This window comes from Castellaniella sp. FW104-7C03 (genome assembly GCF_040276085.1).
GTDB lineage: Bacteria > Pseudomonadota > Gammaproteobacteria > Burkholderiales > Burkholderiaceae_B > Castellaniella.
The window spans coordinates 1-12,650 of record NZ_JBELOK010000019.1 but is presented as its reverse complement, the minus strand read 5'-3'; the positions used below and the strand labels follow the sequence as shown (position 1 = coordinate 12,650).

The following is a 12,650-nucleotide window of genomic DNA, read 5'->3' as shown; positions in this document are numbered from 1 at the left end:
GGTGGAAATGAATTCATTCCGATCGCTCCCTCAATTTCTGTTTTCAGAGGACCGGACATCTATTGTGACCGAGGGGGACCGGTAGCACTCACTTCTTTGCCTGACCTCACGGGATTGGAGGCAATCCGCCGTGCTCTGGAGGCAGAGTTTCCCTGGGCTATCGAGGCAATTGGTACCGTGATGAGCGATCTGCTTGCTCGGCGGCATCACGGAGCAGTGCGTTTGGGCTTGTCTCCCATCTTACTGGCGGGGTTGCCGGGCACAGGTAAGACACGCTTTGCGCAGCGCCTGAGTGACTTGCTGGGTACACCCAACACGGTCATCAATCTTGCTGGTATGTCCGACGTTAAGGTCTTGAAGGGGGTGGCGCGAGGCTGGTCAAGTAATCGCCCCTCTCGGATGCTGGAATTCATCCAGCAAACGCGTATCGCCAATCCTCTGTTCGTGCTCGATGAGATCGACAAGACAGGTGCTGGTTACAGCAATGGCGGTGATCCCCAGGAGGCGCTGCTTGATCTGCTTGAGCCTGGCAATGCCAAACGGTACCAGGACATCTATCTCATGGCCGAGTGTGATCTTTCACATTGCCTGTACGTTGCAACAAGCAATTCCCTGGCGAGAGTGCCAGAACCACTGCTCTCACGTTTGCGTCCGGTGTATTTTCCACCCCCTGGGCCGGAGCACACGGAGAGCATTGTGCGGGGGATGCTTGCTGACCTGGCGCGCAGCTGGGGACTGCCTGAAGGCACCTTGACGGTCACTCCGCATCAGATCGCACTTCTGCGGGGGCTTGCCCCACGCGAGCTTCGCCGTGCATTGCTTGATCTCTTTGGGGGTGAGGCAAATGGTGCCGTCTACACCCTGCATTAACCCGTCCCCGCCTGCCAGTTGTCGGCCGGTTGGGGCACTCAAAAAGTAGAGTGATTATGCAAGTCTTACATCAACGCTTTCCTGAGAATTTGTCTGGCCGCGACTTCGTAGTCGGGGATCTGCATGGGTGTTTGGATCTGTTTCAGGCGGAGCTGGATCGAATCGAGTTCGACACCACTCGGGATCGTATCTTCTCAGTGGGAGATCTGGCGGATCGTGGGCCGGACTCCATGGGTTGTCTGCGGCTGTTGCATGAGCCGTGGTTTCATGCGGTGCGAGGCAACCATGAGGATATGCTCCTCGATTATGCCTACCCGGTAGTTGCTCCATATGCTTACGGCAGGGCTACGGATCTGCTTCTTCGCAACGGCGGGCGCTGGGTGTTGGACTTGGATAAATCCGAGCAGGATGAACTCTGGGAGGATCTGGTGCCTCGGGTGGCGAAACTTCCCTATGTCATCACGGTTGGAGAGGGCGCGGCGCGATTTCATGTTGCGCATGCGGAGCTGATGACTGGATACGTGGATGAAGTCAGTACCTGGTTCAAGGGTAAGGAGAGTTCATCACCAAAACAGGTGCTGACTGACACAATGATCAACGATGAGGTGCTTGCGACAATGATCGAACCGCTCACCTGGGGAAGGCGGCTGATTCGGGAGATCAGAATGGGTGAGGCATCTGAGGTGGATACCTCTTATGGGAAACTAGTGGCTAGTCACAAACCACGGAGCTCCGGACTTGCGCTGACCTATGTTGGGCATACGCCGTTGAAATGCATGGTGCTGCACGCTTCCCACTTGTTTATTGATCGGGGAGCATATGCCAGGAAGCGAAATAGCTGCCTGGTGGTTCTGGATCATCAGCCGTGCAGAAGTGGCTCGACCCATGGCGGCATGATAGTGGGCCCTAATTACCCAGACTGTTGACTGCTGGGATCAGGGTCGGACGTATAGCTTGGCCAGTGGTCGCTTCGGATAGTGCCACTTAACCCCGGACACAGGGAATACCTATCCAAGGTCTCTAAAAAGTGATTGTGTAGGTTTGATATTTCGGCTACAGTCGAACTATGGAAACGAACACAGTCCTTGAGGCACTTGCCGCCCTAGCTCACTCGATCCGCCTATCGGTCTTTCGCCTCTTGGTGCAAGCCGGGCCAGAGGGCCTGCCCGCAGGTCGTATCGCTGAGTTGATGGAGATACCCGCCTCATCATTGTCATTTCATCTGAAAGAGCTGCACCGGGCAGGATTGCTTGCCAGTCGTCAGGACGGTCGGTCGATCATTTATTCAGCACGCTACGAGACGATGAATGATCTGCTTGGCTACCTCACTGATAACTGCTGCGGCGGTAATCCGTGCTCGCCCATCATCAGCTGTGATACCACATTGGAGTCCAAATCATGAAACGCTTCCATGTCCATGTCGCGGTCGCCGACCTGCCGGCCAGCATCCACTACTACTCAGCGCTCTTCGCAGCTGAACCCACAACGGTTAAACCCGACTATGCGAAGTGGGCACTTGACAATCCGCGGGTGAATTTTGCTATTTCCGCCCAGGGTGCATCGCCAGACAAGCTCGGTGTCGACCACCTTGGAATCCAAGTCGAATCAGATGAGGAACTGGTAGAAATGCAAGATCGCCTGGCAAGCGCGAGCCTGCCTTTGCAGGAACAAAGCAATGCGACCTGCTGCTATGCAAAATCCGACAAATACTGGTCTATCGATCCCCAAGGCGTCGCCTGGGAGTCATTTCAGACGTTGGAAGGCGCACCGACCTATGGCCAATCTCGTCAGGCTACAGGCAAGGGTGCTGCGTGCTGCACACCTGCACCAAGCTCCTTCGATGTGCCGCCCGAGGCAGAAAACGCATGCTGTAAGCCTGGCTCATCGTGCTGCTAGGCCTAATGGATCAACCTTTTTATGACTTCAAATTAGTAACCCATCATGTCTGATAAAACTTTCAATGTGCTGGGCAAAGGACACTTTCGAGCCTATAGCGCTGGTAGTCAACCAGCCGGTAAGGTGACAGTGGAGCCTAAGGAATGAGTTCGGTAGCACAAGTATCCGCTGTACCTCAGGGCCGTGGCATCAGTTTCTTCGAGCGCTACCTGACTGTCTGGGTAATGCTGTGTATCGTGGCTGGTATTTTGCTGGGTCAAGGAATGCCGGGGGTATTTCAAGGCATCGCTGCTTTGGAGGTGGCGCAAGTCAACCTTCCGGTGGGGCTACTGATCTGGGTCATGATCATCCCCATGCTGATCAAGATTGATTTCGCAGCCATGGGGCAGGTGGCAAGCCACTGGCGGGGCATCGGCGTAACACTATTCGTAAACTGGCTGGTGAAGCCCTTTTCGATGGCGTTGCTGGCTTGGATTTTCATTCGACATCTCTTTGCTGGATGGTTACCTGCTGACCAGCTTGATAGTTATGTAGCAGGGTTGATTCTGCTGGCTGCCGCGCCATGTACAGCGATGGTGTTCGTCTGGTCGCAGCTATGCAAGGGTGATCCCTATTTCACACTATCTCAGGTGGCACTCAACGATGCCATCATGATCGTGGCGTTTGCACCGGTAGTGGCTCTATTGCTCGGGCTATCCTCGATCTCGGTGCCGTGGGATACGCTCATAACGTCGGTCGTGCTGTACATCATCGTTCCGGTGTTCATCGCGCAATTGATCCGTAAGCTGCTGCTCTCCAGGGGAGAAGCGACATATCAGCGCGTGGTCAATGCATTGGGCCCGTACTCTATCGCCGCACTGTTGGCCACGCTGGTTCTGCTGTTTGGTTTCCAGGGCAACGCGATTGTTGAAAAGCCACTGATTATCCTACTGCTGGCGATCCCGATACTGATTCAGGTCGTACTCAATTCTGGCCTGGCCTATTACCTGAATCGCCAGCTTGGCGTAGCCCATTGTGTGGCAGGGCCGTCGGCTCTGATCGGCGCCAGTAATTTCTTTGAACTGGCTGTGGCCACAGCTATTAGCCTGTTCGGTTTCCAATCTGGTGCGGCCCTCGCTACCGTGGTCGGCGTGCTCATTGAAGTACCCATCATGCTGGTCGTGGTTCGCATCGTTAATCGCTCACGCCCCTGGTATGAAGCAAAGGCAAGCTAAGGATCCACGATGTCTACAACCATTTATCACAACCCCGAGTGCGGCACATCCCGCAATACGCTGGCCATGATTCGCAATGCGGGCATAGAGCCGCAGGTGATCGAGTATCTGAGCGCGCCACCGGCTCGTGCCGAGCTGCAGAATATGATTCGTCAAGCAGGCTTATCGGTGCGCCAGGCGATCCGGGAAAAGGGCACCCCTTATGTGGAGCTCGGCCTGGATAACCTTGACCTGACAGATGATCAATTATTGGATGCCATGTTGGCGCATCCGATCCTGATTAATCGCCCGTTCGTTATCACAGAGCTTGGGGTGCGCCTGTGCCGGCCATCGGAGCTCGTGCTCGACATTCTGCCTTCTCCTCAACAAGGAGCCTTCTCTAAGGAGGATGGGGAGGTGGTGGTGGACTCAGCAGGCCGGAGGGCAAACCGATGATCGAAACATTGCCCAACGTTATACCGTCGGTGCTGGATGCACCTGATTTGAGCAAGTTGGAGCCGATACGTGCCAGCACCCATGCCCCTCGCATTCTGTTGTTGTATGGCTCGCTTCGTGAGACCTCATACAGCCGACTGCTCACACTGGAAGCTGAACGCATTTTGCAGCAGTTTGGCGTCGAAACCCGCGTTTTTGATCCACATGGTTTACCAGTGACGGATAGCGTACCAGTAGCGTTCTAAGTATTATCTAAGCTGTTTTTTTGATCAAAGAAGCTTCCCCTCAATCGCTAGTTTTCTTGCTTTTGCATGTCGGCTTTGTCGCCCCTTCACGGGGCTTTGGGTTCCGAGTGCGGGTGTTTCGTTTTTTGCTTACCAGGCGGGACAGGTGGAGGTGTAGCGACCGAAGTAATTACAAGCGACTGCCCAGGTTGCTTGCGGCCAATGTCAGCCACAGCAACCACTCTCCTTGTCATGCTCCTGAACTGGTGGACACGGCACCGAACCGTATGAGCAATACACACAGCAGTCGCCAGGCTTGGGCTTCAGCACAACGTGGCATTGCTCGCACTCGTAGAACCATTGGCAGGCGTCGGTCGGCATGATTTCTGCTTTGACGTACCCACATTCGGGACAAGTCAGGGCCGACTTCAGGACAATGGTACTCACTTCGTGTGCTCCACCAACGTCGACGGATAGCCTGCATCCGTCGTAGCCTTTACGAGAGCATCGGCATTGGTCTTGGAGCTCTCAAAGGTCACGGTGGCCAGTCGCTTGCCAAAGTCTATTTCCGCCTGACTTACCCCCGGTACCTTGGTGAGCGCTTTCTTCACCGTAATGGGGCATACCGGACAATCCATCGTCGGCACAGACAATGTGACGGTCGTGGGGATGGCCCAGACTGGGGTAGTCAACACGCTCAAGGCGGCTACGGCAAGAATCTTTTTCATACCATCTTCCTTCTAGTAAAACCATGGCGCGATATACGGAAACATGAGTGCACTCAGCACTAGCCCCGATACGGCGCCGAATAACAATTTGTAGATGCGCCTGACCTGCGGCATGGCACACATGTCTCTAGGCGCACACACGAGGGTAGGCCGCCAGATACGTCGCCAGGCAAAGAACAACGCCACTAATGCCACGCTTATGAAGAGGGGCCGATAGGGTTCGAGCACGGTCAGATTGCCGATCCAGGCCCCCGACACGCCAAGTGCGATCAGCACTAACGGCCCCAGACAGCAGGTCGAGGCGAGGAGCGCAGCAATTCCACCGGCAAGCAATGCAGCGTGCCCTGGCTGTGTGGGCGGGGAGGTGTTTTTGTTGGTAGCATCGGTTCGCATGATGTAAGCTTAATGCTGTACTTAAGTACAGAGTCAACTAATGGAAAACACATCAAAGACGCTCACTGTGGGCCTGTTGGCGCAGGCTGTTGGGATTACTGTTGAGGCCATTCGCTTCTACCAGCGCAAGGGCCTGATGCCTCTGCCGGAGCGCGCCTATGGCAGTATTCGCCGCTATACCGACGCCGATCTTGATCGGGTGCGCTTTATCAAAACGTCGCAGCGACTGGGCTTTAGCCTTGCCGAAGTGGGTGAGCTACTGAAGCTTGACGACGGCACGCATTGCGAGGATGCGCGTGAGATTGCCGAGCATAAGCTTCAAGACGTACGCGAAAAGCTCGCTGATCTGCAGCGTATCGAAAGGGCACTTGATCAACTCGTGGCCCAATGCGACTCAGCGCACAATGCGGTCAAATGTCCGCTGATCGCGTCATTGCGCGAGCCAAACGAATTCTCCACCAAACCTCTGTAGAGTTCACATGCCTATCCTCAACTGGAAGCAGAATTTACGTCAACCGGGTGTGATTTCGGCCTTGCTTGCAGCGCTGCTGTTCGGCGCCGGGACACCTCTGGCTAAATTACTGCTGGAGAGTGTCAGCCCATGGCTGCTGGCCGGCCTGCTTTATCTGGGCTCCGGTGTTGGACTCACACTCTATCGCCGCTTAAAGCGCGCTCCAGCGGTGCGCTTACCACGCCATGAAGTGCCCTGGCTGCTCGGGGCCATCGGCGCTGGCGGCGTGGTTGGTCCGGTCTTGCTCATGATCGGCTTAACGGGGATGCCGGCATCGGGCGCCTCCTTGCTGCTGAATGCAGAAGGGGTGTTTACGGCGCTTTTGGCGTGGTTCGTCTTCAAAGAAAATTTTGATCGTCGCATTGCGCTGGGCATGGCGGTCATTGTCGCTGGAGCGTTGGTGCTGAGCTGGCCTGGCGAAGCGCGCTTTGCGGGCCTCTGGCCAGCATTGGCTGCGCTAGGAGCATGTTTGGCTTGGGGCGTAGACAACAATCTCACGCGCAAGGTCTCGCTTACAGACGCCACATGGATCGCTGCGGTGAAGGGGCTTGTCGCCGGTACCGTCAATTTAACCTTGGCTTTTATTCTGGGTTCCTCGATGCCATCATGGCCAAGTCTGGCTGGCGCCATGGTGGTGGGGTTTTTAGCCTATGGCGTGAGCTTGGCGCTATTCGTTGTGGGTCTGCGCCATCTGGGTACCGCACGTACCGGGGCATATTTTTCGGTGGCGCCGTTCTTTGGTGCCGTGCTGGCTATCATGTTGGGAGAGCCAGTGACTACGCCCCTACTTGTCGCGGGCCTATTAATGGCGATCGGCATATGGCTGCACCTGACTGAGCACCACAGCCATACTCATACTCATGAGGCGCTAGAGCATCAGCATCAGCATACCCATGATGAGCATCATCAGCATTCGCACGATACGCCCGTCGCGCCGGGTATCGCACATAGCCATTGGCATCGTCATGAGCCGTTAACCCACGCTCACGAGCACTTTCCGGATGCTCATCATCGACACAAGCATTGATCCCATGCCGTTCCCCAGCAAACTGCATGGCCCAAATCTTAGGTAGATAAGTGCTCATAGAGGATCATGGCGCCGACCCCGATCAATACGAGCCCGCCGAGAATTTCAGCTTTCTTACCGATAACACTCCCCAAGTACCGTCCAACCATGATGCCGATAGTCACCATAATCGTCGTCGCCAGCCCGATTAGAAGTGCTGCTTCAACAATACTGACTTCGATGAAGGCAAGACCCACTCCGACGGCCATCGCATCGATGCTGGTTGCGACAGCAGTCAGGGCAAGGGTGACGAAGGATTGGTCTTTGGGTTCCTCTATATTGGCAGCCTCATCCTCTGTTTTGGCGCCCTCCCAAATCATTCGGCCGCCCAAAACAAGCAGCAGGATAAAAGCGATCCAATGATCCCATTCGGCGATCCAGGCAGCTGCTATTGAGCCGATGGCCCAGCCGATTACGGGCGTAATGGCTTCGATAATGCCAAACAACAAGCCAATGCGTAGCGCCTGGAAAAGGCGGGGCTTTTGCATGACTGCGCCTTTGCCAATCGCTGCGGCAAACGCGTCAGTAGACATAGCAAGGGCTAAGAAAACGAGGGAGGTAAAGCTCATGATAGGAGTTCCAGTCGGGCGGCCATGGCACTTCTGCGCGCCCGACTCGATACGCAGAAATGTCAATGGTCTTGCCTACCTTTCGGCTATCCATGCCACGGCAGAAGTCGAGAATGTTGACATGGACTCTCCTGAATTGCTCAGAAGATGGCTACTCCCCAAAGTGTGACACCCATTATACCGGGCTAACTGCAGCGAACAAGTTTGGACGGTTGCAGGAATCAGACCTGTGGGGCGGCAAGTTGGCCGCGCGAGAAGATGACAGAAATGTAATGAAACTGATGGCAAATTGTTAGCTTTGAGGGCAGCGAAGTATGGCATGATCAATCTGCCTAACCATCTGTTTCAATCTTGGGCTCTACGCTATTTCTGGATGGTGATAGCGGTCAGCGTAGCCCAGTATCAAACGGGGAAAGCGGCTGCGCTATGACACCACACAACCACGATCACGACCATGCTCATCACGGCCAGCGAGGTGATTTGAGCACTGGATCAATGCGAATTGGTGAGGCTCACGCTGAGCCGACTGAGTCCTCGGCTTTGACATTAAAAGATCCGGTTTGCGGCATGGCGGTGACCGAACAATCGCCACACCATCTTGAGCATGACGGTCGGCCGTATTATTTCTGCAGTGCTGGCTGCCGAGCCAAATTCAGCGCCGACCCGGCCAAATATCTCTCTAAGAATCAAGCAGGAGAGCAGCACACCGAGGTAGCTGCGCCAGGCACGATCTACACCTGCCCGATGCATCCCGAGATTCGCCAAAACCAACCCGGAAACTGCCCCAAGTGCGGTATGGGGCTTGAGCCGCTTATGCCCACACTCGATGATGATAATCCCGAGTTGGTGGACTTTAGCCGTCGGTTTTGGTGGACCTTGCCGCTCACCCTGATCGTCACCACGCTGGCCATGTTCGGACACCAGTTGGGCTGGTTTGAGCTGACCACCCAAAGCTGGATTGAACTAGTGCTCTCCCTCCCGGTGGTGCTCTGGGCAGGTTGGCCGTTTTTTGTGCGAGGTGTTCAATCGGTGATTAACCGCAGCCCGAATATGTGGACACTCATTGGATTAGGAACCGCAGCGGCTTTTATCTATAGCGTCGTGGCAACCGTCACACCTGAAGTATTCCCGGATACGTTTCTGTCCATGGGGCGCATCGCGGTGTACTTTGAGGCCGCAGTCGTCATCATCTCACTGACGCTTTTTGGGCAAATTCTTGAGTTAAAGGCGCGCTCGCAGACCTCTGCGGCCATCAAGTCCCTCATGGGGTTGGCGCCGAAAACAGCACGACGTATCGGGCCTGATGGCACTGAAGAAGACGTACCGCTTACCCATGTCCATGAAGGCGATCGCTTGCGCGTGCGCCCAGGCGAAAAAGTGCCGGTTGATGGGACGGTAGAGGAGGGCGCAAGTTCAATTGACGAATCCATGCTGACCGGTGAACCGCTACCGGTAAGCAAGCGCGTGGGCGACAAGGTGATCGGTGCAACGATGAATACATCCGGCGCCTTGGTGATCCGCGCCGAGAAGGTCGGTGCGGCTACGGTATTGGCTCAGATCGTGCAGCTCGTGGCGCAGGCACAGCGCTCCCGAGCCCCCATGCAGCGCATGGCTGATCACGTGGCAGGGTATTTCGTCATGGCGGTGGTCGCTATTGCTATCATCACGTTTTTCGTGTGGGGGCTCTGGGGACCACAGCCAAGCTGGGTATATGGCCTCATCAATGCGGTGGCCGTCCTGATCATTGCTTGCCCGTGCGCGTTAGGCCTGGCTACGCCCATGTCCATCATGGTGGCGACGGGTCGAGGTGCGACGCACGGCGTCTTGTTCCGCGATGCGGCCGCGATCGAGAATTTCCGCAAAGTTGATACCTTGATCGTCGATAAGACCGGCACCCTGACCGAAGGACGACCCATATTTGAGCAAGCGGTTCCCGTCCAAGGCGGTACTGCTGACGAGGTCTTGCGCCTGGCTGCCAGTCTGGATCAGGGCAGCGAACATCCATTGGCCGATGCCATTGTCAGCGCCGCACGTGGCCAGGGCATCGAATTGGCTACGGTAGATGGGTTTGAGTCTGGTACGGGGATCGGGGTTCGCGGCACGGTCGAAGGCAAGCGCCTAGCACTCGGTAATACCGCGTTGATGCAGCAAGAAGACATTGATGTCGCGATACTGAGCGAGAAGGCAGAGAACCTGCGTGTCCAGGGTGCAAGCGTCATGTATCTTGCGGCAGATGGTCGCCTATTAGGCCTGCTTGCTGTATCGGACCCTATCAAATCCAGCACGCAAGAAGCGGTGGATGAACTGAAGGCGGCTGGAATCCGGGTCATCATGGCCACCGGCGATGGGGTATCCACCGCCAAAGCGGTTGCCCAGCGCCTGGGTATCGACGAATTCCATGGGGAGGTAAAGCCAGCCGATAAGCTTGATCTTGTCACCGAGCTTCAAAAGCAGGGACATATCGTAGCGATGGCTGGGGATGGTATTAATGACGCGCCCGCTTTGGCAAAAGCCGATGTGGGCATTGCTATGGGCACCGGTACTGATGTCGCCATGAATAGCGCTCAGGTCACGCTGGTAAAAGGTGATTTACGAGGGATATCAATCGCCCGTCATTTGTCTGATGCGACGATTACGAATATGAAGCAAAACCTGGGGTTCGCCTTTGTTTATAACGCCTTGGGTGTGCCGCTGGCAGCAGGTGTGATCTATCCGCTGACGGGCCTGCTGCTTTCACCCATGTTTGCGGCGCTCGCCATGAGTCTGAGTTCAGCATCGGTGGTGGCCAATGCATTGCGCTTGCGCAATGCAAAGTAATTGGCCATCCCTTGGTCGGGCACTTACTGTTGCGGTTGTAGCGTGATTTCCTTCTGGGCAGCCAGCGCTTTCGGCGGCCAGGAGCTCTTGATATAAGCCAGTACGGCTGCAATATCAGCGTCGCTCAGCAGCTTGTCATAGGCAGGCATATCGCTCACGTATCCGGGAGGCGCGGTTTTGCCTGGTACCAAGCCATTTTTGACGATCTCAATCAATACAGTGTCTGGATGATGCCAGGTGTGCCCCGTTACATCATGGGGTGGCGCGGGCAGACGTCCGTCTGCTCGGCGCATCCGCCAGTCAGGTTGGCCCTCCAGCTTTGCTCCGTGGCAGGCAGCACAATTGTTGGCGTAGATTTGCCTTCCAAGGGTCACGAGTGCTTGATCTGAAGGATCAATATAAGTCGATTGTGAACTCCTCGAAGACTCATATATGAATACGCCTGTGCCAAGCGCCAAAATGCCAAATACGCCAATAATCGCAGTTGCTTTCTTCATGAATGTCGTCGTTATCCTTGTTACTGTGGGGTCAATGTCGCGTGTGGACTACCGCTACTTGGGCAGCAAAACTGTAACCTCATTTTTGGGCGTAGGCGGCCAGTCGTCGCTTTTCTTGGATAGGATCTACCGGCTGATCATTGACTCGCAGCTCGTAGTGCAGATGGGGGCCGCTGGATATCCCGGTAGAGCCCACATACCCAATGATCTGCCCCTTTTCGATGCTTGCCCCTTTCTTCAGGCCACTCTTAAAACGACTTTGATGGGCATAGACGGTGGAGTACATAGCGTTATGCTCTATAAAGATCACTTTCCCATATCCATTCTGGGTGCCGATGAAAGATATCTTTCCCCGAGCTGTTGCACGGATGGGTGTGCCTTTGGGGGCAGGATAATCAAGACCTTGATGGCCTGCCCACTTGCCCGATACGGGATGAAGTCGATAGCCAAATGCAGAATTGATACGCGCGCGTTTGCTCAGCGGCGTGTCAAAAAATATCTTCCGCAGATTTTCCAGGCGAGGAGCCGCCTTATGTGAGTGTTCACCGAGTACGTGAACGGGGTCTTCGACGATAGAGATTTGCCTGACCTCGGATGCGGCCGCAGTACCTACCACGAGGTAACTGGCGATCAGAAATAGGTTCTTTAATATCGTATACATGTCACATGGAAAATATTTGGATAGTGCTAGAGCACGGCTCGACTTTTGTAGCCAAATCGGCTCTAGCGGATGTGGGAGAACATCGCGTTACCCGACTTTTACCTTGCCGACCATGCCTGCTTCCATGTGCCCAGCTATCAGGCAAGCAAAGTCAACGGTACCAGCTTGAGTGAACTGCCAGACCAGCCCGCCTTTTTGGCCGGGGTTAAGCGAAATCATATTGGGTTCGGCATGCTTCATGCCAGGCATCTTTTTCATCATGGCTGCATGATCGCGCATTTCGGCGGCCGATCCGATCACCATTTCGTGGGGGACTTTGCCAGAGTTTTTAATTAGAAACCGGACGGTGTCACCGGCCTTTACGTTGATCTCTCCTGGTGTAAAGCGCATTGAGTCGTCCATGACGATTTCTATTGTCTGGGTGACTTTGGCCGCGTCGCCAGGTTGTCCCATGGCTGAGCTGTTTTCTTTCATGCTGGACATATCGTGGTCTTGCATCATGGTGCCATCTTTCATCTCATGACCTCCACCGTGACTCCCAGCGGCCAGTGCCAGGGCTGGTAACGTGCTTAAGATCAATATAGAGAGTATTTTTTTCATAAAAACCGTTTTTTGACAGTTAAAGGGTAAGGGCATCAAGCGTGATGCCCACTGGTACAACAGTTAAAATCGAAAACTCAAGCCCGCCACAATGAACTGCACCCCAAAAGTTGGACACCAATCCAACCTTTGGGGTGTTTTTCATGGCGAGACATGATGCGAGCTTCAA

The 12,650-nt window shown here is 55.0% G+C and carries 16 protein-coding genes and 1 pseudogene; 10 read left to right on the top strand and 7 right to left on the bottom strand.

Features of this window, described 5'->3' with window-relative positions; all coding sequences use genetic code 11:
- The 7 genes and pseudogenes from ABS758_RS14790 to ABS758_RS14760 form a co-directional block, all read left to right on the top strand.
- Positions 1-870, top strand: an 870-nt coding sequence (locus tag ABS758_RS14790) for an AAA family ATPase (protein ID WP_350384084.1), incomplete at its 5' end; no start/stop codon positions are given.
- A gap of 56 nt (positions 871-926) precedes the next feature.
- Positions 927-1,796 carry a metallophosphoesterase gene (locus ABS758_RS14785; RefSeq protein WP_350384085.1) on the top strand — a complete coding sequence of 290 codons (870 nt, stop codon included), beginning with the start codon at positions 927-929 and terminating at the stop codon, positions 1,794-1,796.
- A gap of 140 nt (positions 1,797-1,936) precedes the next feature.
- A complete protein-coding gene (locus ABS758_RS14780) occupies positions 1,937-2,272 on the top strand; it encodes an ArsR/SmtB family transcription factor (RefSeq protein ID WP_350384086.1) in 336 nt (111 codons plus the stop codon).
- Positions 2,269-2,766: an ArsI/CadI family heavy metal resistance metalloenzyme gene (locus ABS758_RS14775; RefSeq protein ID WP_350384088.1), complete on the top strand. Its 498-nt coding sequence runs from the start codon at positions 2,269-2,271 to the stop codon at positions 2,764-2,766. The genes ABS758_RS14780 and ABS758_RS14775 overlap by 4 nt, the downstream gene beginning before the upstream one ends.
- A gap of 143 nt (positions 2,767-2,909) precedes the next feature.
- Positions 2,910-3,980, top strand: coding sequence for an ACR3 family arsenite efflux transporter (gene arsB / locus ABS758_RS14770; protein ID WP_350384090.1), 1,071 nt, complete (start codon positions 2,910-2,912; stop codon positions 3,978-3,980).
- A gap of 9 nt (positions 3,981-3,989) precedes the next feature.
- Complete coding sequence (gene arsC, locus ABS758_RS14765; RefSeq protein WP_350384092.1) at positions 3,990-4,415, top strand: arsenate reductase (glutaredoxin); 426 nt, start codon at positions 3,990-3,992, stop codon at positions 4,413-4,415.
- A pseudogene (locus tag ABS758_RS14760) lies at positions 4,412-4,648 on the top strand (NADPH-dependent FMN reductase); the annotation flags it as partial. The gene arsC and the pseudogene ABS758_RS14760, both read left to right, overlap by 4 nt.
- Before the next feature lie 216 nt (positions 4,649-4,864).
- Here the strand turns inward: ABS758_RS14760 and ABS758_RS14755 are convergent.
- Genes ABS758_RS14755 through merT form a run of 3 tightly spaced genes read right to left on the bottom strand, consistent with a single transcriptional unit; the run spans position 4,865 to position 5,760 of the window.
- On the bottom strand, positions 4,865-5,086 hold the full coding sequence (locus ABS758_RS14755) for a GDCCVxC domain-containing (seleno)protein (RefSeq protein WP_350384093.1): 222 nt from the start codon (positions 5,084-5,086) through the stop codon (positions 4,865-4,867).
- A complete protein-coding gene (gene merP, locus ABS758_RS14750) occupies positions 5,083-5,367 on the bottom strand; it encodes a mercury resistance system periplasmic binding protein MerP (protein WP_350384095.1) in 285 nt (94 codons plus the stop codon). The genes ABS758_RS14755 and merP overlap by 4 nt, the downstream gene beginning before the upstream one ends.
- A gap of 12 nt (positions 5,368-5,379) precedes the next feature.
- Complete coding sequence (merT, locus tag ABS758_RS14745) at positions 5,380-5,760, bottom strand: mercuric ion transporter MerT (RefSeq protein WP_350384096.1); 381 nt, start codon at positions 5,758-5,760, stop codon at positions 5,380-5,382.
- Between the two features lie 40 nt (positions 5,761-5,800).
- On the opposite strand from merT, the gene merR reads away from it, so the two are divergent.
- Positions 5,801-6,232, top strand: coding sequence for a mercury resistance transcriptional regulator MerR (gene merR / locus ABS758_RS14740; RefSeq protein WP_350384097.1), 432 nt, complete (start codon positions 5,801-5,803; stop codon positions 6,230-6,232).
- A gap of 7 nt (positions 6,233-6,239) precedes the next feature.
- Complete coding sequence (locus tag ABS758_RS14735) at positions 6,240-7,298, top strand: DMT family transporter (RefSeq protein ID WP_350384099.1); 1,059 nt, start codon at positions 6,240-6,242, stop codon at positions 7,296-7,298.
- Between the two features lie 38 nt (positions 7,299-7,336).
- Here ABS758_RS14735 and mntP read toward each other — a convergent pair whose 3' ends face one another.
- The gene (mntP, locus tag ABS758_RS14730) at positions 7,337-7,906 is read right to left on the bottom strand and encodes a manganese efflux pump MntP (RefSeq protein ID WP_350384100.1); all 570 of its coding nucleotides are present in this window, start codon (positions 7,904-7,906) and stop codon (positions 7,337-7,339) included.
- A gap of 567 nt (positions 7,907-8,473) precedes the next feature.
- On the opposite strand from mntP, the gene ABS758_RS14725 reads away from it, so the two are divergent.
- Positions 8,474-10,723, top strand: a complete 2,250-nt coding sequence (locus ABS758_RS14725) for a heavy metal translocating P-type ATPase (RefSeq protein ID WP_492304524.1) — start codon at positions 8,474-8,476, stop codon at positions 10,721-10,723.
- 23 nt (positions 10,724-10,746) lie between these two features.
- Here the strand turns inward: ABS758_RS14725 and ABS758_RS14720 are convergent, their stop codons facing one another.
- From ABS758_RS14720 to ABS758_RS14710, 3 genes are all read right to left on the bottom strand, one after another.
- The gene (locus tag ABS758_RS14720; protein WP_350384102.1) at positions 10,747-11,220 is read right to left on the bottom strand and encodes a c-type cytochrome; all 474 of its coding nucleotides are present in this window, start codon (positions 11,218-11,220) and stop codon (positions 10,747-10,749) included.
- A gap of 79 nt (positions 11,221-11,299) precedes the next feature.
- Positions 11,300-11,881, bottom strand: a complete 582-nt coding sequence (locus ABS758_RS14715) for a M23 family metallopeptidase (RefSeq protein WP_350384103.1) — start codon at positions 11,879-11,881, stop codon at positions 11,300-11,302.
- An 87-nt stretch (positions 11,882-11,968) separates the two neighbouring features.
- A complete protein-coding gene (locus tag ABS758_RS14710; RefSeq protein ID WP_350384104.1) occupies positions 11,969-12,397 on the bottom strand; it encodes a cupredoxin domain-containing protein in 429 nt (142 codons plus the stop codon).
- Positions 12,398-12,650: the final 253 nt, after the last annotated feature.